Here is a 23,219-nt window from a genome sequence, read left to right as displayed (position 1 = left end):
CATGCGGCGTTTCCAGGATTATATCGACGGCGAATTCTCGGACGGTGAGGCCCGTTATCAGAGCATCGATCCGGCCACAGGCACGGTCTGGGCCGATATGCCGGAAGCGCGCGAGGGCGATGTCGACCGGGCTATGAACGCTGCCGACAGGGCGCTCTACGAAGGCCCCTGGTCGAAAATGACGGCGACGCAGCGCGGCAAGCTGCTTTACAGGCTGGCTGACCTCGTTGCCGCCAACGCGCAGGTGCTGGCCGAACTGGAGACGCGCGACACCGGCAAGATCATCCGCGAAACATCGGCGCAGATCGCCTATGTCGCCGAGTACTATCGCTATTATGCCGGAATCGCCGACAAGATCGAAGGCGCCTACCTGCCGATCGACAAGCCCGACATGGATGTCTGGCTTCGCCGCGAGCCGATCGGCGTCGTTGCCATGGTCGTGCCGTGGAACAGCCAGCTCTTCCTGTCGGCGGTCAAGATCGGCCCGGCGCTCGCTGCCGGCTGCACGATGGTGGTCAAGGCCTCGGAAGACGGGCCGGCGCCGCTTCTCGAATTTGCGCGTCTGGTGCATGAAGCAGGCTTTCCCGCCGGCGTCGTCAACATCATCACCGGCTTCGGCGCCTCCTGTGGCGCAGCACTCGGCCGTCATCCGAAGGTCGCGCACGTCGCCTTTACCGGCGGTCCCGAGACCGCGCGGCACGTCGTTCGCAATTCGGCCGAAAACCTCGCCTCCACCTCGCTTGAGCTCGGCGGCAAGTCGCCCTTCATCGTCTTTGCCGATGCCGACCTCGAAAGTGCCGCCAACGCCCAGGTGGCGGGCATTTTTGCCGCGACGGGGCAGAGCTGTGTTGCCGGATCGCGGCTGATCGTCGAACGCAGCGTCAAGGACAGGTTCGTCGCCCTGCTGCGCGAGAAGGCGGAGGCGATCCGGATCGGCGCACCGCTCGACATGGCGACCGAAGTCGGCCCGCTTGCCACCAAGCGCCAGCAGGACAATATCGGCGCCCTTGTCGAGAGGTCAGTTGAAAGCGGCGCCCGTCTCGTCACCGGCGGGCGCAAGATCGACGGCGAAGGCTTTTACTTCCCGCCGACGATCCTCGATTGCGACGATGTCGCCTCGCCCTCGCTGATCGAGGAATTCTTCGGCCCGGTCCTGTCGGTCGTGTCCTTCGAGACCGAGGCCGAGGCGCTGAGGCTTGCCAACGACACCCGCTATGGCCTTGCCTCCGGCGTCTTCACCCAGAACCTCACCCGGGCGCACCGGCTGATGAAGGGCATCCGTGCCGGCATCGTCTGGGTCAACACCTACCGCGCGGTATCGCCGATCGCACCCTTCGGCGGCTTCGGCCTCTCGGGCCACGGCAGGGAAGGCGGCATGGCCGCGGCGCTCGATTATACCCGCACCAAGACGATCTGGCTTCGGACATCCGACGATCCGATCCCTGATCCCTTCGTGATGAGGTAGCGCCGATGTTTTACGAAATCCGCACCTATCGGCTGAAGAACGGCGCGATCCCGCAATATCTCAAGGTCGTCGAGGAAGAGGGCATCGAGATCCAGAAGAGCCATCTCGGCACGCTGGTCGGCTACTTCTTCTCGGAGATCGGCACGATCAACGAGATCGTCCACATCTGGGCCTTCACAAGCCTGGACGACCGGGAGGCGAGGCGCCAGCGGCTTCTGGCCGACCCCCGATGGCAGGCCTTCCTGCCCAAGATTCGTGACCTCATCGAGGTGGCGGAAAACAAGATTATGAAGCCAGCAAGCTTCTCTCCCCAAGAGCGAGGCGCACTGACGGCATAAGGCATAACCCGTAGGACAAACCAAACAGGGATAAGGGAACATGAAAACGACATTTGCATTCGCGGCGGTTGCCGCCTTCGTCGCGGTCTCCGCGCCGGCCAAAGCCGACAATATGGTCTTCTCGAGCTGGGGCGGAACGACCCAGGACGCGCAGAAGGCGGCATGGGCGAGCCCGTTCACCGAAAAGACCGGTATCACCGTCGTGCAGGACGGCCCGACCGACTATGGCAAGCTCAAGGCCATGGTCGAGGCCGGTGAGGTCACCTGGGACGTCGTCGACGTCGAAGGCGATTTTGCCGCCCAGGCCGGCAAGGCCGGCCAGCTCGAGAAGCTCGACTTCTCGGTCATCGACAAATCCAAGCTCGATCCGCGCTTCGTCACCGACTATTCGGTCGGCAGCTTCTATTATTCCTTCGTCATCGGCTGCAATGCCGATGCCGTCAAAGCCTGCCCGAAGACATGGGCTGATCTATTCGACACGGCGAAATTTCCCGGCAAGCGCACATTCTACAAGTGGTCGGCGCCCGGCGTGATCGAAGCGGCGCTGCTGGCCGACGGCGTGGCTGCCGACAAGCTTTATCCGCTTGACCTCGACCGCGCCTTCAAGAAGCTCGATACGATCAAGTCCGATATCATCTGGTGGTCCGGCGGCGCCCAGTCGCAGCAGCTCCTGGCATCCGCCGAAGCCCCCTTCGGCAGCGTCTGGAACGGCCGCATGACGGCGCTTGCTGCGACCGGCATCAAGGTTGAAACCTCCTGGGAGCAGAACATCACCGCTGCCGATGCGCTGGTCGTGCCGAAGGGCTCGCCGAATGTCGAAGCTGCGATGAAGTTCATTGCACTGGCGACTTCGGCCGAACCGCAGGCTGCCCTGGCAAAGGCCACCGGTTATGCGCCGATCAATGTTGAATCGGCCAAGCTGATGGACCCGGAAACGGCCAAGACCCTGCCGGACCAGCAGACGGCAAGCCAGGTCAATGCCGATATGAGCTACTGGGCTGATAATCGCGATGCCATCGGCGAGAAGTGGTACGCTTGGCAGGCGAAATAGGCTGAAGCTTGAGATCAACGGGCACGGCGAAGGTCGCCGTGCCCACCTGCGGAAATTGACGGGTGGGAAGGACTGTCATGTCGACGTTTAGCGATGCCTCCGGCGTAATTACACCCTTACCAAAGGTACGCAGGCCAACAGGGTTCAGCGGGGTCGTTCCGGCTTTCGCTTTCGTCGGCATCTTCTTCGTCGTGCCGGTGGCGATACTGCTGCTGCGAAGCGTGCTGGAACCCGTGCCGGGCTTGGGAAATTATGCGCAGCTGATCGGCTCCGCCACCTATCTCAAGATTTTCGCCAACACCTTCATCGTCTCGGGTCTGGTCACGGTGATTTCACTGCTGATCGGTTTTCCCGTTGCCTGGGCGCTGGCGATCATGCCGGGGCGGCTGATCTCGGTGATTTTTGCGATCCTGCTTCTGTCGATGTGGACCAATCTGCTCGCCCGCACCTATGCCTGGATGGTGCTCCTGCAGCGGACCGGGCTCATCAACAAGATGCTGATGGGAATGGGTCTGATCGACCAGCCCCTAGCGCTCGTCAACAATCTCACCGGGGTGACGATCGGCATGACCTATATCATGCTGCCTTTCATCATCCTGCCGCTCTACGGCGTGATCAAGAAGATCGACCCGTCGATTCTGCAGGCGGCCGCCCTTTGCGGCGCCAACCGCTGGCAATGCCTGACGCGTGTTCTCCTGCCGCTGGCCACGCCCGGCATGGCGGCCGGCGCCCTGATGGTCTTCGTCATGTCGCTCGGTTATTTCGTCACGCCCTCGCTTCTCGGCGGTACCGCCAACATGATGCTCGCAGAGCTGATCGCGCAGTTCGTGCAGTCGCTGGTCAACTGGGGAATGGGCGGTGCGGCGGCGCTGGTTCTCCTCGTGGTGACCCTGTCGCTCTATGCCGTGCAGCTGCGCTTCGTCGGCAACCAGAACCCGGGAGGGCGTTGATATGTTGCTCAATTTCGACCGTCTCGGCTGGTGGAAATACGTCCTTCTCGGCATAACGCTTCTGACGGCCGCCTTCCTGCTGCTGCCGATCGTCTTCATCGCGGCGCTCTCCTTCGGCTCCTCGCAATGGCTGATCTTTCCGCCGCCCGGCTGGACGTTTCAGTGGTACGGCGAGCTCTTCGCCGATCCGCGCTGGCTGGAATCGGCTTTGACGAGCTTCAAGATCGCGGTCATCGTGACCATCCTGTCGGTGCTGCTCGGGCTGGTCACCTCCTTCGGACTGGTGCGCGGTTCGTTCATGTTCCGCGATGCGCTGAAAGCGCTGTTCCTCACGCCGATGATCCTTCCGGTCGTGGTTCTGGCGGTTGCCCTCTACGCCTTCTTCTTGAGGATCGGCCTCGGCGGCACCTTGACCGGCTTCGTCATCTCGCACCTCGTGCTGGCGCTGCCCTTCTCGATCCTGTCGATATCGGGCGCGCTGGAGGGCTTCGACAAGTCGATCGAGGATGCGGCGGTGCTCTGCGGCGCCACGCCCCTCGAAGCCAAGATCCGGGTCACGCTTCCCGCGATCAGCCACGGGCTGTTTTCGGCCGCCGTCTTCTCGTTCCTGACATCCTGGGACGAGGTGGTGGTGGCGATCTTCATGTCCAGCCCGACCCTGCAGACGCTGCCCGTGAAAGTATGGGCGACGCTGCGACAAGATCTGACGCCTGTTGTCGCAGCCGCGTCGACCCTTCTCATCCTTTTGACGATCATCCTGATGGCCCTGGTTGCCGTCGTGCGTAAGGTACTGAAACAATGAACGAACCATTCCTTCAGATCCGCGGCATACGCAAGGAATACGGCCCTGTCGTTGCCGTCCACGATGTCACTCTCGACGTCCGGCGCGGGGAGTTCCTCACCTTTCTCGGTCCGTCCGGATCCGGCAAGAGCACGACGCTCTACATTCTGGCGGGATTTGACAATCCGACGAAAGGCGACATTACGCTGGAGGGCAAGACCCTGCTCGCCACGCCCTCGCACAAGCGCAACATCGGCATGGTGTTCCAGCGTTACACCCTGTTTCCGCATCTGACGGTGGGCGAAAACATCGCCTTTCCGCTGAAGGTCCGGCGCAAGTCCAAGGCCGAGATCGACAGCAAGGTGAAGGAGATGCTGCGCCTCGTCCGGCTCGAAGGTTTCGAGGATCGGAAGCCCGCGCAAATGTCCGGCGGTCAGCAGCAGCGCGTCGCCCTTGCCAGGGCGCTCGCCTATGATCCGCCGGTGCTTTTGATGGACGAGCCGCTGTCGGCGCTCGACAAGAAGCTGCGCGAGGAAATCCAGCATGAGATCCGCCGCATCCACCAGCAGACCGAAGTGACGATCCTCTACGTCACGCACGACCAGGAAGAGGCTCTGCGGCTCTCCGACCGCATCGCCGTCTTCTCCAAGGGTGTTATCGACCAGATCGGGACCGGCCCCGAACTCTACGCCAATCCCAAGACCCGCTTCGTTGCCGAATTCATCGGCGACAGCGACTTCATTTCCTGCGACCTGGTGTCTTCTTCCAATGGGCAGGCCACCATTTCGCTCGGCGGCGGGACGGTCTTCAATCAAATTCCGGTACATGGAAAAGGGGCATCCGGCGCAAAGGCGGCGCTGATGCTGCGGCCGGAGCGCATTCGCTTGTCGCGCGCTCGAGCCGGCGCGGGTCTCGCCGCCACCGTCAGCGACATCACCTTCCTCGGCAACAATATTCACGTTTCTACAGAAACGGCGAATGGCGAGGCGCTGGCGGTTCGCCTGCCGTTCGGTCATGAGGCGATCACCGGGCTGAGCCGCGGCGATACAGTCCATCTGGATTTCGATCCCGGCGCCGCCCACGTGTTCTGCTGAGAGTTGTCCTATGAAGCTCAATGATCCCTCGCTGTTCCGTCAGGCGTGCCCGGTCGCCGATCGCTGGATCGAAGCGGAGAGCCGGCAAGCAACGACGATCCGCAATCCCGCGACAGGCGAGGCGCTTGGCGCAGTTCCTGATCTCGGGGCCACGGAAACGGAAGAGGCCATCCGCGCTGCCGTCATTGCCCAAAAGCTATGGGCGAAGAAGACTGCCGGCGAGCGCGCCGCCGTTCTCAAGGCGTGGCACCGCCTGATGATCGAAAACCGTGACGATCTGGCGATGATCCTGACGCTGGAGCAGGGAAAACCGCTCGCCGAGGCCAAGGGGGAGATCACCTATGGCGCAAGCTTCATCGAGTGGTTCGCGGAAGAGGCGAGACGCATCAACGGCGAAACCGTACCGGGACACCAACCCGACAAGCGCATCCTCGTCCTACGCCAGCCGGCAGGCGTGGTGGCGGCGATCACCCCCTGGAATTTTCCGAACGCGATGATCACGCGCAAGGTCGGCCCGGCGCTCGCCGCCGGCTGCGCCGTCGTTCTCAAACCGGCGCCGCAGACGCCGTTCTCGGCAATGGCGCTTGCCGTTCTGGCGGAACGGGCCGGCCTGCCGTCCGGTCTGCTCAGCATCGTTACCGGCGATGCGGCGGCAATCGGCGGGGTGTTGACATCAAGCCGCGACATCAGGGTCCTGACCTTCACCGGCTCCACCCGGACGGGCGAACTGCTTTACCGGCAATGCGCGCCGACGATCAAAAAGCTTGGCCTGGAGCTCGGCGGCAATGCCCCCTTCATCGTCTTCGACGATGCCGATCTCGATGCCGCGGTCGAAGGCGCGATCATCGCCAAGTTCCGCAACAATGGCCAGACCTGCGTCTGCGCCAACCGGCTTTACGTCCAGGACGGCGTCTACGAAGCCTTCGCCGCCAAGCTCGCGACGGCCGTATCGGCATTGAAGGTCGGCAATGGCCTGGAGCGCGATGTCGTGCTGGGGCCGCTGATCGACGACAACGCCGTCGCCAAGATCGAAGCCCATATCGGCGATGCCGTTGCAAAGGGCGCCGGGATCGTGTCTGGCGGCAAGCGCCACGCGCTGGGCGGGCATTTCTTCGAGCCGACGATCCTGCGCGATGTCACCGCCGGCATGCAGGTCGCGCGCGAGGAAACCTTCGGGCCGCTTGCACCGCTTTTTCGTTTTCGCGACGAAGAGGACGTCATCGAAAAGGCGAACGACACCGAGTTCGGACTTGCATCGTATTTTTACGCGCGCGATCTGTCGCGGGTCTTCCGTGTGGCTGAAGCGCTGGAATACGGGATGGTCGGCGTCAATACCGGCCTCGTCTCGACCGCCGAGGCGCCGTTCGGCGGCGTCAAGATGTCGGGCCTCGGCCGCGAAGGGTCGAGGCACGGGTTGGACGAATATACCGAACTCAAATATGTATGCCTGGGCGGCATCGCCTGAGCTGGTCGATGCTTGCGCTTCGCCGCAGGAAAAGACCGGAATGCCTCTCGTCAGCATCGCCATGTATGTCACATCGGAACCGCTCGCGGCCGCGACGGGCGAACTCTGGTCGTTCCTCCGGCATTATCTCACGCAAGCCGGCCTGACGGACTTGCCCGAGACGCCCGATCGGACCGTGCCCTATGACGAAGCCTGGCTGAGGCCGGATCTCCTCCTCTCGCAGACATGCGGCTATCCCTTTGCCAGGAACCTGCGCGGCAGGGTTCGCCTGGTGGCGACGCCGGTCTACGGCCATCCCGGCTGTGACGGCCCGGCGATGTGCAGCTTCATCATCGTCCGCAAGGATTCGTCGCTTGGTTCGCTGGAGGATTTGCGCGGCACCACGGCTGCGATCAACAGCCCCGACAGCAACTCCGGCAGTAATCTCTTTCGCGCCGCCGTTGCTCCGCTTGCCCGGGACGGCCGCTTCTTCGGCCGGATCATCGAAACCGGCAGCCATGGCGGCAGCATCGCGGCGGTTGCCGAAGGCCGGGCCGACGGCGCGGCGATCGATTGCGTCACCTATGCCAATATCCGCCGTTTCGATCCCACCCTTGTCGAGGGAGTTCGCATCATTGCCGAAACGCCCAAAGGCCCCGGCCTGCCCCTCATCACCTCAGGCGATGCATCGGACGACAGGGTCCTTCGGTTGCGAGATGCGCTTAGCGCCGCCATCAAAGAACCATCGCTGGCCGCCATGCGCGCCACCCTCGGCCTCGTTGATTTCTCGGTACTTTCCGAAGCCGACTACGAGCCGCTCTTGTCGCTGGCCGGCGAGGCGTTGCCGCAGCTGCGGGCTTGAACGGCAGGCCGATTTTACCCTGCCTGTTCTGTGTCAGAGCGCCGGCTTTGCTTCCGTTTCGGCGAGACGATGAGCGATGCGGTCGGCATTGGCCATGATCGTCATCGTGATGTATTTCGAGGACAGATCGGGAATAACCGAGCCGTCGACGATGTGGAGGCCGGGGTGCAGATTCAATTCGCCGTCCGACGAGGTGCCGAACGCACCGGTTGCGCCCATCGGCAAAGTGCCGGCGAAATGCGCGTCGACACCCGGCTCCGCCAGCGATGCGCCCGGGAGCGGAATGAGTCCCAATCGTTTCCATTCCCGGCGGAGCGCCTTTTTCAAAGCTTCGGCGCGAAGGCCAAAACCGTCTGCGAAGCCGCCGCGGACAGTCAGGCGCTTTCCCGTTGCTGCATCTCGGTGGATGTAGCTCCGGCTTTGATCGCCGGGATAGTAGATCGTCGCCACGAGGAGGCTGCTGGCGATCGTCTCGAATGCGGCGCGTCCGGCCCTTCGGCCGAGCGGCATCCTGTTGATGAAGCTCTGCGCCGGCAGGGAACCGACTTCATAGATGGCGCCCGTCACGTAATCGGATGCGCCTTCGCCATAACGCAGAGACAGTCCAAGCTCCGCCAGACTGTGTGTCGGCGTCGCCGGGCGCAGCAATCGTGCGGGGGAGAGCAGGGGAATGGCCAGAGTAGGACTGTTCAACAGACGCAGTCCCTGCTCGTCAATCGGCAGGAGATCGGCCAGCAGGCCGGCCGTTCCAAGCACGCCAGCGGCAAGAATGATCTTCGGCGCAGAAAATGACGATCCGTCTGCCGTTCCCACAATCCAGCCTGCACTGCGGATCAAGGAGACCGCTCGCATATTGTCGAGCAAACGAAAATGCGGAGATTGTCGTAAGAGAAGCAGGTCTTGCCTGCTGTTATAAATTGCACCGCTGGGACAGCCATAGAGACAATCGCCGCGCAGATCGCATGCCGCCCGTCCGGGCCTCGCTTGCGAAAGGATGGCATTGATTGCCGGATAAAGCCGAAACGATCCATCCGCCGGGGTTTCGGCGTGGTGTTTGCGAAGAACATGGGCGGCGGTTGCACCAAGCGGTAAAACGGGCTCGCCGGCGGCATCAGCCGCAACATCGGCATTATTACTGATGCCGATGCGTTTGGCGACATGTTCGTAGGATCTCTGGAGGGAGGCGATGTCTATCGGCCAATCCGCAATGTCCTCGGCGTCGAGATAGCTGACTTGCGCCCCCCAGATATTGGAGAGGCCGCCGCGGGCAAGGCTGCCGATCGGCGTGAAACCGTTGCCCGATATGCCGGACTGGCGTCGAAAGGGTTCGAGGATCCCGCGTGCGGCAGGCGTCTGCAATTTCGGCGAGCTGCCGTCGTCGCCGCGCAGTGATTCCAGATCGCTTCCGAGGACGCGGACGCTGCGGTTTTCCTCCTGCGGCCCTGCGTCGTTGCCGGCATCCAGCATCAGAACGCGGCGGCCGGCCGCTATCAACGGAAAGGCGGCGGAGACGCCTGCAGGTCCGCTGCCGATGATGATGAAGTCGGCGTCGGGCGCAATCATCGATATCTTCCGGCCAGAAGCGTGCGCAGCGGAAACAGCAGGAGATCGCCGGCAATGGTCAGTGTTGCGTTGAAAAATCCGGTTTTCCTGCCGGGATGCCTTTCCGGTTCACTGGCGAGATCGGCCAGGTAGAGGGCGCGTGCGAGGCGATGTTTCGTCCGGTTGGCCGGCGGTTCAAAGAGCGCCAGCAGGCCGGGGTGCCGGATGAGCGCCGGGGAAAGGCGAAGCGGCGACAGCCCCTCACGCCGAAGTCCTTCGCAGAGCCGGTGCAGCTGTATTGGCGTGGGTCTGATGCCGAGATATCGCAGCAGAGCCTGTGCTTCACTGCGCGATTGCTCGTCGTCGGTTTGGCCGAACTCTTCGGCAAGCACAGTCAGCGGGTCAGCCGGGTTCAACTTCAGAAGCCTCAGACTTTCGCCGCTTTCCATGGGTGCCGCGCCCGCGAGCCCGAGCACGCGTTCCGGATCGACCGTGGGGATCAACGGCAGGAGCTTCGTCATATGGCAGGCAAAAAGGGCAGCGCTCAGGGGGATCGGTATGAAATGGAGGTTGCCCTTGCCCTGGCTGTGGCGAAGAATTCTGAGCCAACCGGCAAAGCTGATGGGTTTTTCCTGCGCGAGCACGAATGTTTGCCGCGGCGGATTTTCTTCTGTCGCCAGCGCCAACAGGCCGGCGGCGACTTCGTCAAGATGAATCGGCTGGACCTCTCGGCTGAGCCCGATCATCGGCAAAATCGGACTCAAGGCTGCCAGCTTGGCCATCAGGCCGTACATGGCCGTCCGCGGGCCACCGTAAACGAGCCCGATTCGCGCGATGCGAACGATCGGCGCTGCGGAGCTGGCCGCCAAATGCTGCTCGATCCTGAACTTGGTGCGGCCGTAAATGTTGAGCGCTTCCTGCCGGGACGAGGTAGAGGAAGAAAAGACGAAGCGCGGCACTCCGGCTGCCCTTGCGGCTTCCGCCAATTTCACCGTGCCTGATATATTGAAATTTTCTTCCTCGGCCGCATCAGGCGCAGTCGCCCAGGAATGGGCGAGATGGACGATTGCAACCGCCCCTTCCAGATCGGAAGCGAGGGGTTCGTCACCGATGCGCCACGTCGTTCCGGGCCGCCGGCCCAGCTCAACCACCTCGAAGCCGCGCTCACGCGCCATCGCCGCAAGTCTTGCGCCGATATAGCCGGTCGACCCGGTGATGATGAGACGCGGTGCCATTCACAGCCTCTATTGTGCAAAGGCGATGCGTGCGCCGCTCCAGTCGAAACGAAACTCGATTTCCTTGAGTTGCGACAGCGCTTGCCGGACTTTTTCCTGACGATCTCTCGGGCAATAAAGCACGAGGAAGCCCCCTCCGCCGGCGCCCGCTAGCTTGCCGCCGATAGCGCCGGCCGCACGAGCTGCCTCGTAATATTCGTCGATCGTGCTGTTCGTGATCTTCGAGGTCAGCGATCTTTTCATCATCCATCCCAGGTGCAGCGCCTCGCCGAAGGCATTGAGGTCTCCACCCATGAGGATGTCGCGCATCTCGTAGCTCAACTGTACCATGCGCTCGACGGTCCGGAATTTATCCTCGTCCGTCTCCATGGCCTGCACCTGCGTCGACAGAACCGAGCGGGTATCCCGCTGGTTTCCGGTGAAAAACAACAGGATGTTGCTCTCGAGCTCAGCCATCTTTTCGGAGCTGAGAACGACGGGCTGAACATTCACGCTGCCGTTGGAGTTGAATTCGATGAAATTCAGGCCGCCATGTGCGGCCGCATATTGGTCCTGTTTGCCGATCGGCTCTTTCAGGATATCGATTTCGAGTTTGCAGGCCTCTTCCGCCAGCTGATCCTTGGAGGCAAAGCGCGACCTGTGGGCATAGAGCGCGTTGATCAGCGCTACGGAAAAGGAGCTGGATGATCCTAGGCCGGTTCCGGAGGGAATGTCGGCGACGGAAGCGACTTCGATGCCGGGCTCGACCCGATGCATCCGCAGGGCCTCGCGCAACAGCGGATGGGCGATCTCTTCGAGCGTCTCGGCGAGTTCGGTGCGCGTATATTTCAGATGATATTTGTTTTCATTGAAGTAGTTGTGCACGATGACGAAGCTGTACTTGGCTATCGCGCAGGACAGGACCGCGCCCGACTGACGGCGGTAATAGGAGGCGATATCGGAGCCGCCGCCGGCGAAACTGACACGAAACGGTGCGGATGAAACGATCAAAGGATTGTCTCCTCGAGATTGATGACGATATCGGCCGATGCCCGCTGCAGATCGATCGCCGGCCATTCTTCCTGAATGCGCGAGGTCAAGAGGTCTTCGGCGGCAGCTGACGTGAGGCCTTTCCAGGCGTAAAAATTATGAAAGCGATTGAACAGCGACGGCTGCGACGCTTCGACGAAGACAGCCATATCGACATCTTCGCGGATCGATGGATGTCCGGCAAAGATGCCGTCGAGGAGAATGACTTCGGCGTCACGGGCATCGTAGATGGCCGCATCCGTGCGCCGGCTACGGCTTGCAGCGTCGTAACCTGGCGCCTCCAACCGTCCGGATTGGCGCAGCACGCTGACGATCTCGGGATAGAGTTCGACCCGGTTGCGTTCTTCCGCGCTCATATCCGGGCGGCGATGTTCGAGCGGCAGGATCCAGCGATCGAGTTCCAGCCTCAGCACCCGGCGCCCCGATTCCGAGAGCAGGCGCTCGACCGCATGCGCAAGCGTGCTTTTGCCGGAGCGGGAACGACCGCATATGCTGACGAGCAGCGGGCCGGCATGATTTGAAAGCCGCTGATCAATCGCTCCGGACAGTTCGCGGCCGATATGCTGATAACCGCATTGAAAGCGAGCGGCGTCATAGACCGTGTCGAAGACGAGATCGGCACGCGGGATGTCAGCCTCCGCGGCGGGATAGCTCTTCTCATCCCGCAGGCCATAACCTGTCCGAACGCCGTAAGCCCAGATGCCTGCCTTGCGGCCCGCACCGATGTCGCGCAGGCTGTCTCCGATGATGACGGATTTCGATCTTTCAATCGGCAGCTCCGCCATTGCCTGGCGGATCATCAGATCTCCCGGCTTGCGGCATTCACAATTGATCTTCAGCGCCGCGACTTCATTGGGAAATCCTTTGTCCGGATGATGCGGACAAAAATAAATCCGGTCGAGGACGCCGCCTTCCTCGGCAAGCTCAGCTTCCAGACGACCAAGAACATGATCGAGGCCGGTCTCATCCAGCAAGCCTTTGGCGACCTGCGGCCGGTTCGTCACAGCGACGGCAAGGAAGCCCGCCTCGCGGGCGAGCCGCACCGCTTCGCCGGCCCGGCCGATCAGTTTCACTTGGTCGGGATGGATGACACCGTGGCCGCCGACATCCTCGTTGAGCACGCCGTCGCAATCGAAAAATACTGCCGGTCTTTTCACGGATAGATGAACGGCATGAACTCTGTCCTGGCGGAGGTCTTCCTCGGCGGCGGTATGCCGGTTTGGCGACCCGGTATCCTTCATATATTCCGGCGTGTCATAGATCGCGACCGGGATGGACCGATCGAGAAGACCGGGAATGACGTCATGAATCATATCCGCCGTCTGCCCCGGCAGGAGCTCCTCGAAAAATCGGTCGGAAGCCACGTATAAACCGGCCGGCACCAGATTGCGCCAATCCGCATCGCGCGGCGCTTTGCGGGGCAAAAGGCGCTGGAGATAACCATCTTTCTGGACGACGAGATCGGATGTGCGAGGATGGTCGTTGGGGTGGGCGATGATGGTCAGGGCGGCAGGAAATTGCCGACGATGACGCGCCAGTGCCGAAAGATCGATATCGAACAGCATGTCGCCATAGACGATCAGCACGTCCCCGATGACGCTGTCCAAAGTCGTCAGGCATCCCGCAGTGCCGAGCGGAGACATCTCGACCAAAACCTCGATCTCGATGCCGAGTTTTTCAGCTTCAGGCCCTAGTGCAGGCTCGAGCTGGCCGCCGAGGTGGCCGCCAAGCACTCGCACATGCCGAACCCCCTCGCGGGCAAGGACACGAATCTGCCGGAGAATGATCGGTACGCCGGCAAGCGGCAGGAGCGCCTTCGGAATGGCGTCGCCGGTCATGCTGCGCGCGCGCGTTCCAAGGCCTCCGGCAATAATGATGGCCTGGCGGATACCGGCGTCAGAAGCCATTCGCCAGGATCCGTTCGACGGCAAGTTCAGCGGCTTCCGTCGATTTTCGCTTCGGAGACCAGCCAAGCGTAACGAGCCGGCTTATGTCGTAGCTGAAGCGCGGCACATCGCCCAGCCAGCCGCGGTCTTCGCTTCCGTATTCGATGGCAGCGCCGGCCGCAACTTTGGAGACCACGATCTCGGCAATATCCCGGACGGATGTTTCGCCGATGCCGCTGGCGTGAAACACCTCATAGGTGCCGGGCGCCTTGTCCCAGGCAAGGAGAATGGCATCCACCAGGTCGCCGACATAGAGATAGGGCTTTGTCTGCATTCCGTTGCCAAGCACTTGGAGTCTGGTCGGATCAGCCTTCAGCCTGTTGATGAAATCGTAGATTGCTCCATGCGTGGAGCGCTCTCCGACGACATTGGGAAAGCGCAGGACAAGCGTCTTGATGCCGAATGATAGGGCGTAGACGGACAAATAGGCTTCCGCGGCAAGCTTGCTGGCGCCATACAGGGAGATCGGCCGCAGGGGGCCGTGGTTCTCATGGATGTTTCCTTCCGCTTCGCCGAACACTGCGGAGGTGCTGGCGAAAAACAGTCTGCCGATCTGATACTTGCGCATGATGGCAAGCAGCGTCGTCGTCGTCAGCTGGTTCAGCTGCAGGTCCAGTTCCGTATTGGCATTGCCTGCAGCAATATCGGAATTGGCGGCAAGATGAAAAACGGCGTCGGGACGGTCCGCCGCAACGAGTTGGTCCATGCCTTCCCGATCGAGCATATCCAGCTGCTGAAAGCGAAAATCCGGTCGACCCCTCAGATGGTCGATGTTGCGCATCCGGCCAAGATGAAGATTGTCGATCGCGGTTACCCGATAGCCCAACTCCAAAAGGCGATCGCAGAGATGGCTGCCGATAAATCCGGCCCCTCCCGTTACCAAGGCATGCATGTCGGCAGCTCCATATGATCTGTTAAGGCTCATCAGAGCGCTTTGATCTTTCCCGAATGAGGACGCGAAAGGACGAATACACCACCGGCCAAGCCGATCAAAAGTTGCAAGAGGCCAAACACCACCGAGAGCGTTGCGGCGTCCGTCGTGCCTATGCCGAACGCCGCAAGTGAAACGATCATGCCGCCCTCGCGGAGGCCCCACCCGCCAACGGAAATCGGCATCATCGCGATCAAAAGCACCGGCGGGAAAGCGGCTGTCGCCTGGCCCCAGCCGAGCGGCAGACCGAGGCCGAGAACGAGGATCTCCAATGAGACGACGCTCACCCCGTGAATGACGAGGGTCAACAGAAATATGCCGACCATTCTCCGGTGGGTGATAAAAGCCTGTAACGCGGTGCTCAGCGCGTGCAGCCTTGCCGGAAGAAACCGGATGAAGAGCCGGTGACGCCAGCCGAATGCGACGGCCAATGCGATGGTTCCCGCGACGCCAAGCGTCGTGAACTCGGTCAGATAGGGGATGGGAAAGTCGAACTGGTAGACGGCACGCATGATGATCAGTCCGATCAGCGCAACGACCGCCAGTCCGAAAAGCGTGAGCATGCGGTCCATGACGACACCGAGCGTGGCTTCGCCGACCGTCAGACCGTATTTCACGGCGCCGAATATGCGTGCGGCATCGCCCGGAATGGGACTTGGAAGAGCCTGATTATAGAACAGACTTTGCATGAAGAGCTTCATGGCGCCCGATATCTTCAGCCTTCGCCCTATCATTTCCGAGAGAAGGCACCATCGCCACGCCGAAAGCAGGGCCTGCAGGAGCAGAAGGAGGATAATGACCGAGATGGTCGTCGCCGACAGAGCCCGGACAGCAGCCCATCCTTCAGAAAAATCTACCTTGCGCGCGATCCATATGACGAGGCCAAGCGCGACGGCCACTTTCAGGGCCGGTATGCCGATGCGCAGCAATGCTTTGGAAGACGGAGCAGTCACGATGCCCGATCCGCGTCGAAACGATAGAGCTTCCAGCCGAACCGATCCATCAATATCAGTGAGGAACGGGGCATCATGTGGGCTATGACGCTGTTGGCGATCGCTATTTTGTCTTCTCCGATACGTTCGGCAAGGAACGCGCTTCCGGCATCGGGGGGAACGATGAAGTAAGCTATACGATTGTTCTTGATGAAAGCATCGATATCCGAACCCGGCGCAGGCAGCACGTAGCGCGGCAATTGCCAACCGCCATCCCGGCCGTCGTTGTAAGCCGTGGACAACAGTGTGTTGGCCGTATCGAAAGGTTGAAAAACGGCGCGCAGGTCATGATCTGCGATGTAGCGATACATGAAATAAGCTTCGCGGTGGCTCTCCATATATTTGTCGACGCTTATCATCCCGAGCGCGACGTCGAATTCTTTCGTCTGGACCGGATCGATGTCGCTGCCGCCCAGGCGATGCCAGTGGGCAATCCAGAGCCCCCCTGCCAGCAAGCTGATGATCACTAGGCTGGCGACCATGCATGCCGGCGAAGAGGCAACTTTCTTAAATGGGGTTATCCGTGGCAGGATCTGCTCGTCGAGCCAACGGTCCAATCGTTCGCGAACCAGAGAGGCGCCGATAAACCCGGTCGAAAAGAACAGCAGATAGGCTGGCGTCGCCCACCTGATATGATTGAACATCACGGTGTACCATATCACAGACATGGCAGCGGTCATCGCTGCGAGAGATGCGATGCGCCGAAAAGCCATGGCAAGGCCGGCCAGTATCAAAGCGAGAGCGACGAAAGCATTCGGCTTGCCGGCGAGGAACCAGTTGTAAAGGATATGGAGGAAGTCGTGCCAGCCTTGCAGCGTTGCAAGGTTCGTCACGAAGTGCCGGTTGGCAGGATCGAAGGCCCGGCCCAATTCGAGCATATAGTCCGCCATCCAGGCATCGGTGAGGCCTGGATGGCCGAATATGAATGGATAGATCGGATTGCCGAGAACAATCAGATTTTTCGCATACCAGTAGCCCGCGACCGCGAGGAATGCGCAGAGGCATGACAGAAAAAGCGGCAGCGATACCCTTCCCCTAAAGAGCGTCGGCATCAACGCCAGCCCTATAAGGCCAACCATTTGCAGTTCCGTGTATTTTCCTCCGACCGCTCCCCCTAATACGAGCGCGCAATGGAAAAGCTCGCCCGGCCGCCGGGTTTCCAGATAGCGCCACAGGAAAAGCACGGCTGCGATCGAGAAACACGACCGGGCCAGATCCGTCATCGGTTCACCGACACTTCCCCTGAAGAAGGGGATGCTGAGGATCAGCACGGCCACCAGGAAAAAACCGCAAGCGCGCCAGCGACTGGCGCAGCTTGAAAGCAGGAACAGAAATCCGAAGAAAATCGCAATATTCATCACCGCCGCGCCGGTCCAGTGACCGCTGACCAGCATGACGAGGGCAAACAGCAGATTGAAGAAGAGCGGAATATTGCCGTAGAAGGGATGGTCAATTTGCGGCGAGACAAAGCCGGCGTGATCGATGATGCTGTTTGCGAGCGGAATATGGAAAACCCACACGTCGGCAATTCCTGATGGAAATTGGGACTGCACGCTCCACACGTAGCAAATTATGAGGCATGTGAAGGCCGCAAGCGCAGGTATCGGATTTCCGTTCTTCGTTTCAGCGGCAATTTTACGAAACAGCGCCGCCAGGTCGCCAAGAACGGCGACGAGATCGCGGCGCCGCCAGATCATCGAGACGACCACCAGAGGGAGAACGATCTCCCATCGCAATCCGTGAAATGCACCAAGGATGGTCGCCGCGCCGCCTGATATCGCCAAAGCCGGCAGAATACTGCTGAATAGAAAGTCGGTGCCGTCCCGGAAGGGCTGATCGCAGCGTCGGTTGAGCCAGGCAACGACGCCTCTGTCGATCACGAGGCCCCATAATATTATGGAAAGAACCGTGCACCAGCCTACGATCATGATCACCCCTTTCGTGGCTCCTATCCCGCGAGAGGAGGTGTAGGCTTCTTGACCGGCAGCATGACCCCGAGTGCTCTGATCATGAGCCCTGATATAAAGATCTGAAACGCCGTGATGATAAGCCAGAGCCCGAAGACGGCCCAGTTCGTTTCGACGCCGATCTCAGGCAGCACATATCCGTTTCCGACATAGGAATCGAACAGCGGAACCGCCAACAGGACGCCAGCCAGAACGGCGATGACGGATCCCCAGATCGTCGCATTGTAAGGCAGCCGCCGCTCGAAGCGATGTTGCACATGTCCCGAATAGTCGAAAATCACTCGACCGATTGCCGCCGAAACCAGCATTGATTGACCGAGAACGGCCAGGGCCATGGCAAACAGCATGGCATTGGACGAGAACCGCACACCGGCGATAGACATAGGCCCGGCGAGCAACGGCAGCATGACGATCAAACCGAGGGCCAGAAGCAGAAAGCCCGGCCAGATGAGAAAGAAATCGAAGCCGTAGACGAACATCGCCTGAAGATTGCGCCAGCCTGCGCGCCACGGCTCCATCCAGCCCCGCCGCTTCATGTGGCTGAGCCGGCCTTCGGGATCCTTCAGGAAGTGGATCGGCACTTCCGTGGTCGGAAGCTCCATATGCACGGATTTCAGCACCATTTCCGACGCATATTCCCAGCCTTGCGAGCGAAGATCCATGCGAAGCAAGGCATCGACGCTGATGCCCCGCATGCCGCAATGGATGTCGGAAAAGCGGCTGCTGAACATTCGGTTGAGAATCCACGTCGTCAGCGGCGTTCCGAAATAGCGATGCAGAGGCGGCATCGCGTTCTCTTCGATCGAGCCCTTGAACCGCGAGCCCATGACGAAGTCGTAGCCCTTTCGAAACGCCTCGATGAATGGCGCTATCTGCCGAAAATCGTAGGTGCAGTCCGCATCACCCATGATGATGAACTTGCCCCGGACGAAGGGAATGGCATCGATGTAAGCCCTGCCCAAACCGCGCTTCGGTGTTCGCAACACGCGGGCTCCCCTGTCGCGGGCGATTTCGGGTGTACGATCGCTTGAACTGTCGACGATCAGGATCTCTACCGCCGCACCGCTTGCCGCAATACCTTCGCGGCACCAGTCGACGAAGGTGCCGATCGTCAATTCCTCGTTGAGGGAGGGGACGAGGATCGTCACTTCAGGGTTGGCGACGTCATCGTCGGGCGTAAGGAGCGCCAATTCCGGATCGTGGATGTGGGAGAAATTCATGCGCGTGAAATGGCTCTTTAGGAGAGGGGCGGCGGGATAAGTCCGCAGGAAAAATCCAATACGGCATGGCATATCGCCAGATGCGCGATCTCCACATAGCCATATTGATCGGAAGCAACGTAAAAGTTCAGGTCACCCAACGCTCGCAGGGGATTGCTGGGAGCGAACCCGCTCAAAGTCAGGACAGCGCCGCCTCTTTCCCGAGCGACGCGAACGGCCTTGGTAATGCTTTCCGACCTGCCCGAACTGCTGATCGCAACCACCAGATCCCCTTCGGTCGCATGCATGTCGATCTGCTTTGCGAATACGTTCTCATATCCGAGGTCGTTCGACAGGCAGGTCAGCGTCGCGCCGTCGTTCATCGACATGGCACGGAGTCCGCCATTTTTGGAATAGTCCGTCGCCATATGGCTGGCGATCGCCGCGCTGCCGCCATTGCCGATGAATATGATCTTGCGTCCGGCATCATGCGTGGCACGGGCCAGTTGCATGGACTCACTCACCGCCGCGGCATAATCCAGGCTTTCTCCATCCGGCCTGGTCGCGCTCGTATTCACGAGCACGTGCCGAAGAAATGTGAAGTAGCGATCCAGATCGCCGGTGGTCACGCGAAGCTCCGAAGGCGTGTTCTCGGTATGCGACATGCTCATTGAGCCCCTACGCTCTCGGTTAATGCAGGTTAGAAAACATGGCGAGGCTGCTAGCCATGTTTTCACGAGACACGAGCGCCTTGAGTCCCACAGCAGAAGGCGATCGGCGTTCCCCGCACGCGGAAGATCGTTTCCATCTGCCGCCGACGAGATTCGTAGGGATGCTTAAATGGGAATTTTTCCCATTTGTCAATCACTGCCCTGATGGATCTGGAGCAATGGCTTCAGCTTTGAAATTGGTGTGCCGTGTGAGCTTGAATAGGCAGACCGGAACGTGATGAATATTGACAATATATGCTACGCCACCCAAGGTAAGACGAAACGAAAAGGATAGGCCGATGGCATCGGGCAGCATTCATGTGAAGGTCAGCGGGCAGCTGCAGGATCATATCCAGCAGCAGATCGGCGATGACGGCCTCTATGAAAACGCCAGCGAATATATTCGTGCTCTGATCCGCCGCGACCTGCAGACCCGCGATGAGGCCTGGGATGTGCTGCAGAAGGAACTTGCGCCGGCGATGCGGGCCGACGACGGCGAATTTATCGCGGTTTCGGCAGAAGACGTCATCCGCCGCAACAAGCGCCGATAGGCTATGACGGCTTATCGATTTTATCCGCGCGCCGACGCCGCGCAGGACAAGATTTGGCGCGATACTTTGGAGGCGTGGGGAGAGAAACAGGCGGACGCCTATATTCTCGGGCTGCACGCCTATCTGCAGCGTCTATGCGCGGATCGGCCGATCTGGCGGCAGCTTCCGCAGCGTTTGGCGGTTCCGGCAGATATCCGGCGTTCGGCCTATTTCGGTCGCTATGAGCATCACTATGTGTTCTTTCGCGAGCTTGAGAACGGTGATCTCGGTGTCATGAGCATTCTTCACGAACGGATGAATCTGCCCGTCCGGCTCAAAGAGGACCTGGTGGCTCTCTCCAGCAAACAACCGTAAGGATCTTCGGCCGGCAGGACGGGTCCTTGGGAGCTTTGGCCCGGCCTCAGAACCGGTGTTCCGCCCCTTCGACCGGATTTGCCCAGACGGTCATACCTGATGCAAACGGCGTCTCGCCTTCGGCGCGCACGACCATTTCGCCGAGTTCGGCAACGTCGAGATAGAGGATCGCGTCGGCGCCGAGCCGTTCCACGTGCCGAATGGTGCCCTGCCATTGTCCGGCGCCTTCGGAAAGCCTGATATGTTCGGGACGGATGCCGTAGGTCGTGCAGTTCATCCGCCGTGCGGTTTCGCCGCCGTAGAGGTTCATCTTCGGACTGCCGATGAAGCCGGCGACGAAGGGTGTCGCGGGATTGCGGTAAAGCTCCATCGGGCTGCCGATCTGCTCGACCTTGCCGCCGTTGAGCACGACGATCTTGTCGGCCATGGTCATGGCTTCGACCTGGTCATGGGTGACATAGATCATCGTCGATTTCAGTCGCGCGTGCAGATCCGATATCTCAAGACGCATCTGGGCTCGAAGCGAAGCGTCGAGGTTGGAGAGCGGTTCGTCGAACAGGAAGACCTTGGGATTGCGAATGATCGCGCGGCCGATGGCGACGCGCTGGCGCTGGCCGCCGGAGAGCGCTTTCGGCTTTCTCTGCAAGAGGGGGGTGAGCTGCAGCGTTTCGGCGGTCGCCGCCACCTTGGCGGCGATTTCGGCCTTCGGGTGGCCGGCAAGCGAAAGGCCGAAACCGATATTCTCGGCAACCGTCATATGCGGATAGAGTGCATAGCTCTGGAAGACCATGGCGATGCCGCGGCCGGAAGGTTCGGCATAGGTCACGTCCTTGCCGCCGATGGTCAGCGTGCCCGACGTCGTCTCTTCCAGGCCGGCGATGATGCGCAGCAGCGTCGATTTTCCGCAGCCCGATGGGCCGACGAACACGACGAACTCGCCGGAGGTAACTTCCAGATCGACGCCCTTGATCACCTCGAGAGCGCCAAAGCTCTTGCGAACCTGTTTGAGAGTGAGCTCAGCCATTCTGCTACCCTTTGACCCCGCCTGCCGTCATGCCCGCGACGATCTGCCGGTTGAAGAAGATGAAGACGATCAGTGGCGGGATCGTCACGAGGAGGATGTTCATGAAGAGCAGATTGTACTGGCTCGAATACATGCTCTGAAAATTATAGAGCGTCAGCTGCACCGTCACGTTCTCCTTGCCGGGAAGATAGTAGAGCGGATTGGTGAAGTCGTTGAAGATCGCGATCGACTGCACGACGATGTTGGTGACCGTCACCGGCTTCAGAAGCGGCAGCACCACCCTGAAGAAGATCTGCCGGGGCTTGGCGCCGTCGATCAATGCCGCCTCGTCGAGATCGCGCGGAATGGTCGAGATGAATGACCGGTAGAGCAGGACCGAAAAGGAGAGATTATAGGCGACCTGGATCAGGATCATGCCCGTCATGGTCTTGAAGAGGCCGACCTCCTGCAACAGGCCGATGGTCGGCACGACAGCCGGCGGCATCATCAGGCCCGTGAAAAGGGCAATGAAGGCCACCTTGTTCCAGGCGGTTCTGCGGCGCTGCATGACATATCCGACCATTGCCGACAGCAGGATCAGGATCGCGACGGAGACGACGGTAATCAGGGTCGAATTGAAATAAGCGAGCACCAGCTGATAGTCGCGCGCCTTGAACACGGCGACGAGATTGTCCCAGAACAGCCACTGTCCCGGCAATTCGAAATCGAGGCGGGAGGCTTCGGATTTCGATTTGACTGCCTGGAGAGCGACGAAGACGAACGGCATCACGAAGATGACGGCCGCCACCGCAAGGGCTATCGCGCCGGTCGCATAAGGCCGGATCCGTCTCATTCCTCGACCTCGCGCCGGTTGAACCATAGGGTGAAAGGCAGGATGATCACCGCGATCAGCGCAAACAGGATAACGTTTCCAGCCGTCGACAGGCCGTAAAAGCCCGCCTGGTACTGCTTGTAAATGACCGAGGCGATCACGTCCGAAGAGAAGCCGGGGCCGCCGCGGGTCATGGCCCAGATCAGGTCGAAGGAGCGAAGCCCGCCGATCAGCGACAGCGTCACGACGATGACGGTGGCGGGACGCACCAGAGGCAGGGTGATCCGGAAAAATTGCTGGAGGCGCGTGGCGCCGTCGATCCTCGCCGCCTCGTAATAATCGGGGCTGATCGCAGCCAGGCCGGCAATGAAGATCAGCGTGGCCAGGCCGACACCCTTCCAGACATCGACCAGGGCTACCGAAAAGAGTGCCAGCGCCGGATTGGTCAGCCATCCCGGCCCGGGAATGCCGAGCGTCTCCAGCGCAACATTGATGATGCCCTTGGTCGGATGCATCATCACCGTGAAGGTGATGCCGATGCCGATCGTCGACACCAGCACGGGAAAGAAAACCAGCGTGCGCAGGAAGCCGCGGGCGAAGATATTGCTGGTCAGCAGCACTGCCAGCAACAGCCCGAAGACGGTCTTCAGGCCGGAGGTCGTGACGGCGTAGATCAGCGTGTTGACCAGACCCTTGACCAGGAAGGGTTCGGAAAAGAACTGCCGGAAATTTTCGAGCCCGATGAATTCGGCCGTCGAAAGATCCCAGCGCGTCAGGCTGTACCAGAGGGACGAGATCGTCGGAAACAGAAACAGCACGCCGTAGATGACTGCGGCCGGAATGAAAAACCACAGCGGGTAGGGCGATTTGCGCGAACGGGGGCGTGTCTCGGTCATGACTACCTCTTCGATCGGGTGGAACCTCGCTCCTTTAGGAGCGAGGT

General features: G+C 60.6%; 22 protein-coding genes. 10 read left to right on the top strand and 12 right to left on the bottom strand.

Annotation, left to right across the window (positions count from 1 at the left end):
• The first annotated feature begins 1 nt into the window (after position 1).
• From CO666_RS10015 to CO666_RS09980, 8 genes are all read left to right on the top strand, one after another.
• Complete coding sequence (locus tag CO666_RS10015; RefSeq protein WP_097611925.1) at positions 2 to 1,465, top strand: aldehyde dehydrogenase; 1,464 nt, start codon at positions 2 to 4, stop codon at positions 1,463 to 1,465.
• A gap of 5 nt (positions 1,466 to 1,470) precedes the next feature.
• Positions 1,471 to 1,803, top strand: a complete 333-nt coding sequence (locus CO666_RS10010) for an NIPSNAP family protein (RefSeq protein WP_097611924.1) — start codon at positions 1,471 to 1,473, stop codon at positions 1,801 to 1,803.
• Between the two features lie 40 nt (positions 1,804 to 1,843).
• Positions 1,844 to 2,854: an ABC transporter substrate-binding protein gene (locus CO666_RS10005; RefSeq protein WP_097611923.1), complete on the top strand. Its 1,011-nt coding sequence runs from the start codon at positions 1,844 to 1,846 to the stop codon at positions 2,852 to 2,854.
• Positions 2,855 to 2,931: 77 nt separating this feature from the next.
• Positions 2,932 to 3,804 carry an ABC transporter permease gene (locus tag CO666_RS10000; RefSeq protein WP_097611922.1) on the top strand — a complete coding sequence of 291 codons (873 nt, stop codon included), beginning with the start codon at positions 2,932 to 2,934 and terminating at the stop codon, positions 3,802 to 3,804.
• Position 3,805: 1 nt separating this feature from the next.
• A complete protein-coding gene (locus CO666_RS09995; RefSeq protein WP_097611921.1) occupies positions 3,806 to 4,606 on the top strand; it encodes an ABC transporter permease in 801 nt (266 codons plus the stop codon).
• Positions 4,603 to 5,679: an ABC transporter ATP-binding protein gene (locus CO666_RS09990; RefSeq protein ID WP_097611920.1), complete on the top strand. Its 1,077-nt coding sequence runs from the start codon at positions 4,603 to 4,605 to the stop codon at positions 5,677 to 5,679. Before CO666_RS09995 ends, CO666_RS09990 begins: the two co-directional genes overlap by 4 nt.
• Before the next feature lie 10 nt (positions 5,680 to 5,689).
• Entirely contained in the window at positions 5,690 to 7,144 is a 1,455-nt protein-coding gene (locus CO666_RS09985) for an NAD-dependent succinate-semialdehyde dehydrogenase (protein WP_097611919.1), read from the top strand.
• Between the two features lie 40 nt (positions 7,145 to 7,184).
• On the top strand, positions 7,185 to 7,985 hold the full coding sequence (locus tag CO666_RS09980) for a phosphate/phosphite/phosphonate ABC transporter substrate-binding protein (protein ID WP_097612222.1): 801 nt from the start codon (positions 7,185 to 7,187) through the stop codon (positions 7,983 to 7,985).
• Positions 7,986 to 8,018: 33 nt separating this feature from the next.
• Here CO666_RS09980 and CO666_RS09975 read toward each other — a convergent pair whose 3' ends face one another.
• The 9 genes from CO666_RS09975 to CO666_RS09935 are packed head-to-tail and all read right to left on the bottom strand — an operon-like array spanning position 8,019 to position 19,491.
• On the bottom strand, positions 8,019 to 9,548 hold the full coding sequence (locus tag CO666_RS09975) for an FAD-dependent oxidoreductase (protein WP_097611918.1): 1,530 nt from the start codon (positions 9,546 to 9,548) through the stop codon (positions 8,019 to 8,021).
• On the bottom strand, positions 9,545 to 10,762 hold the full coding sequence (locus tag CO666_RS09970) for an NAD-dependent epimerase/dehydratase family protein (RefSeq protein WP_097611917.1): 1,218 nt from the start codon (positions 10,760 to 10,762) through the stop codon (positions 9,545 to 9,547). Before CO666_RS09970 ends, CO666_RS09975 begins: the two co-directional genes overlap by 4 nt.
• A gap of 9 nt (positions 10,763 to 10,771) precedes the next feature.
• Complete coding sequence (locus tag CO666_RS09965) at positions 10,772 to 11,752, bottom strand: GHMP family kinase ATP-binding protein (protein WP_097611916.1); 981 nt, start codon at positions 11,750 to 11,752, stop codon at positions 10,772 to 10,774.
• Complete coding sequence (locus tag CO666_RS09960; RefSeq protein WP_097611915.1) at positions 11,749 to 13,698, bottom strand: HAD-IIIA family hydrolase; 1,950 nt, start codon at positions 13,696 to 13,698, stop codon at positions 11,749 to 11,751. Before CO666_RS09960 ends, CO666_RS09965 begins: the two co-directional genes overlap by 4 nt.
• Positions 13,688 to 14,629 carry an SDR family NAD(P)-dependent oxidoreductase gene (locus CO666_RS09955; protein WP_097611914.1) on the bottom strand — a complete coding sequence of 314 codons (942 nt, stop codon included), beginning with the start codon at positions 14,627 to 14,629 and terminating at the stop codon, positions 13,688 to 13,690. Before CO666_RS09955 ends, CO666_RS09960 begins: the two co-directional genes overlap by 11 nt.
• Positions 14,630 to 14,661: 32 nt before the next feature.
• Positions 14,662 to 15,621: a lysylphosphatidylglycerol synthase transmembrane domain-containing protein gene (locus tag CO666_RS09950; protein ID WP_097611913.1), complete on the bottom strand. Its 960-nt coding sequence runs from the start codon at positions 15,619 to 15,621 to the stop codon at positions 14,662 to 14,664.
• Positions 15,618 to 17,588, bottom strand: coding sequence for a hypothetical protein (locus tag CO666_RS09945; RefSeq protein WP_097611912.1), 1,971 nt, complete (start codon positions 17,586 to 17,588; stop codon positions 15,618 to 15,620). Before CO666_RS09945 ends, CO666_RS09950 begins: the two co-directional genes overlap by 4 nt.
• Positions 17,589 to 17,608: 20 nt before the next feature.
• Positions 17,609 to 18,847: a glycosyltransferase family 2 protein gene (locus tag CO666_RS09940; protein ID WP_097611911.1), complete on the bottom strand. Its 1,239-nt coding sequence runs from the start codon at positions 18,845 to 18,847 to the stop codon at positions 17,609 to 17,611.
• A gap of 17 nt (positions 18,848 to 18,864) precedes the next feature.
• A complete protein-coding gene (locus CO666_RS09935; RefSeq protein ID WP_097612220.1) occupies positions 18,865 to 19,491 on the bottom strand; it encodes an SIS domain-containing protein in 627 nt (208 codons plus the stop codon).
• 344 nt (positions 19,492 to 19,835) lie between these two features.
• Here CO666_RS09935 and CO666_RS09930 point away from each other — a divergent pair, with 344 nt between their 5' ends.
• Positions 19,836 to 20,087 (top strand): ribbon-helix-helix domain-containing protein, encoded by a 252-nt coding sequence (locus tag CO666_RS09930; protein ID WP_097611910.1) that lies wholly within the window; start codon positions 19,836 to 19,838, stop codon positions 20,085 to 20,087.
• Between the two features lie 3 nt (positions 20,088 to 20,090).
• Positions 20,091 to 20,441 carry a type II toxin-antitoxin system RelE/ParE family toxin gene (locus CO666_RS09925; RefSeq protein ID WP_097611909.1) on the top strand — a complete coding sequence of 117 codons (351 nt, stop codon included), beginning with the start codon at positions 20,091 to 20,093 and terminating at the stop codon, positions 20,439 to 20,441.
• 46 nt (positions 20,442 to 20,487) lie between these two features.
• Here CO666_RS09925 and CO666_RS09920 read toward each other — a convergent pair whose 3' ends face one another.
• Genes CO666_RS09920 through CO666_RS09910 form a run of 3 tightly spaced genes read right to left on the bottom strand, consistent with a single transcriptional unit; the run spans position 20,488 to position 23,172 of the window.
• Positions 20,488 to 21,465 (bottom strand): ABC transporter ATP-binding protein, encoded by a 978-nt coding sequence (locus CO666_RS09920; RefSeq protein ID WP_097611908.1) that lies wholly within the window; start codon positions 21,463 to 21,465, stop codon positions 20,488 to 20,490.
• Between the two features lie 4 nt (positions 21,466 to 21,469).
• Positions 21,470 to 22,297: a carbohydrate ABC transporter permease gene (locus CO666_RS09915; protein WP_097611907.1), complete on the bottom strand. Its 828-nt coding sequence runs from the start codon at positions 22,295 to 22,297 to the stop codon at positions 21,470 to 21,472.
• A complete protein-coding gene (locus CO666_RS09910) occupies positions 22,294 to 23,172 on the bottom strand; it encodes a carbohydrate ABC transporter permease (protein ID WP_097611906.1) in 879 nt (292 codons plus the stop codon). The genes CO666_RS09915 and CO666_RS09910 overlap by 4 nt, the downstream gene beginning before the upstream one ends.
• Positions 23,173 to 23,219 lie beyond the last annotated feature (47 nt).

The sequence above is a fragment of the Rhizobium chutanense genome, from assembly GCF_002531935.1.
Lineage (GTDB): Bacteria > Pseudomonadota > Alphaproteobacteria > Rhizobiales > Rhizobiaceae > Rhizobium > Rhizobium chutanense.
The sequence above is the reverse complement of the archived record's forward strand: the minus strand, read 5'-3'. Positions and strand labels throughout refer to the sequence as shown.

Coding starts and splice junctions, on each gene's coding strand:
- CO666_RS09910 (WP_097611906.1), bottom strand. CDS start 23,172: ATGACCGAGACACGCCCCCGTTCGCGCAAATCGCCCTACCCGCTGTGG.
- CO666_RS09995 (WP_097611921.1), top strand. CDS start 3,806: ATGTTGCTCAATTTCGACCGTCTCGGCTGGTGGAAATACGTCCTTCTC.
- CO666_RS09955 (WP_097611914.1), bottom strand. CDS start 14,629: ATGCATGCCTTGGTAACGGGAGGGGCCGGATTTATCGGCAGCCATCTC.
- CO666_RS09935 (WP_097612220.1), bottom strand. CDS start 19,491: ATGTCGCATACCGAGAACACGCCTTCGGAGCTTCGCGTGACCACCGGC.
- CO666_RS09945 (WP_097611912.1), bottom strand. CDS start 17,588: ATGATCGTAGGCTGGTGCACGGTTCTTTCCATAATATTATGGGGCCTC.
- CO666_RS09940 (WP_097611911.1), bottom strand. CDS start 18,847: ATGAATTTCTCCCACATCCACGATCCGGAATTGGCGCTCCTTACGCCC.
- CO666_RS10000 (WP_097611922.1), top strand. CDS start 2,932: ATGTCGACGTTTAGCGATGCCTCCGGCGTAATTACACCCTTACCAAAG.
- CO666_RS09970 (WP_097611917.1), bottom strand. CDS start 10,762: ATGGCACCGCGTCTCATCATCACCGGGTCGACCGGCTATATCGGCGCA.
- CO666_RS09925 (WP_097611909.1), top strand. CDS start 20,091: ATGACGGCTTATCGATTTTATCCGCGCGCCGACGCCGCGCAGGACAAG.
- CO666_RS10010 (WP_097611924.1), top strand. CDS start 1,471: ATGTTTTACGAAATCCGCACCTATCGGCTGAAGAACGGCGCGATCCCG.
- CO666_RS09980 (WP_097612222.1), top strand. CDS start 7,185: ATGCCTCTCGTCAGCATCGCCATGTATGTCACATCGGAACCGCTCGCG.
- CO666_RS09920 (WP_097611908.1), bottom strand. CDS start 21,465: ATGGCTGAGCTCACTCTCAAACAGGTTCGCAAGAGCTTTGGCGCTCTC.
- CO666_RS09960 (WP_097611915.1), bottom strand. CDS start 13,698: ATGGCTTCTGACGCCGGTATCCGCCAGGCCATCATTATTGCCGGAGGC.
- CO666_RS09975 (WP_097611918.1), bottom strand. CDS start 9,548: ATGATTGCGCCCGACGCCGACTTCATCATCATCGGCAGCGGACCTGCA.
- CO666_RS09915 (WP_097611907.1), bottom strand. CDS start 22,297: ATGAGACGGATCCGGCCTTATGCGACCGGCGCGATAGCCCTTGCGGTG.
- CO666_RS09990 (WP_097611920.1), top strand. CDS start 4,603: ATGAACGAACCATTCCTTCAGATCCGCGGCATACGCAAGGAATACGGC.
- CO666_RS10005 (WP_097611923.1), top strand. CDS start 1,844: ATGAAAACGACATTTGCATTCGCGGCGGTTGCCGCCTTCGTCGCGGTC.
- CO666_RS10015 (WP_097611925.1), top strand. CDS start 2: ATGCGGCGTTTCCAGGATTATATCGACGGCGAATTCTCGGACGGTGAG.
- CO666_RS09985 (WP_097611919.1), top strand. CDS start 5,690: ATGAAGCTCAATGATCCCTCGCTGTTCCGTCAGGCGTGCCCGGTCGCC.
- CO666_RS09930 (WP_097611910.1), top strand. CDS start 19,836: ATGGCATCGGGCAGCATTCATGTGAAGGTCAGCGGGCAGCTGCAGGAT.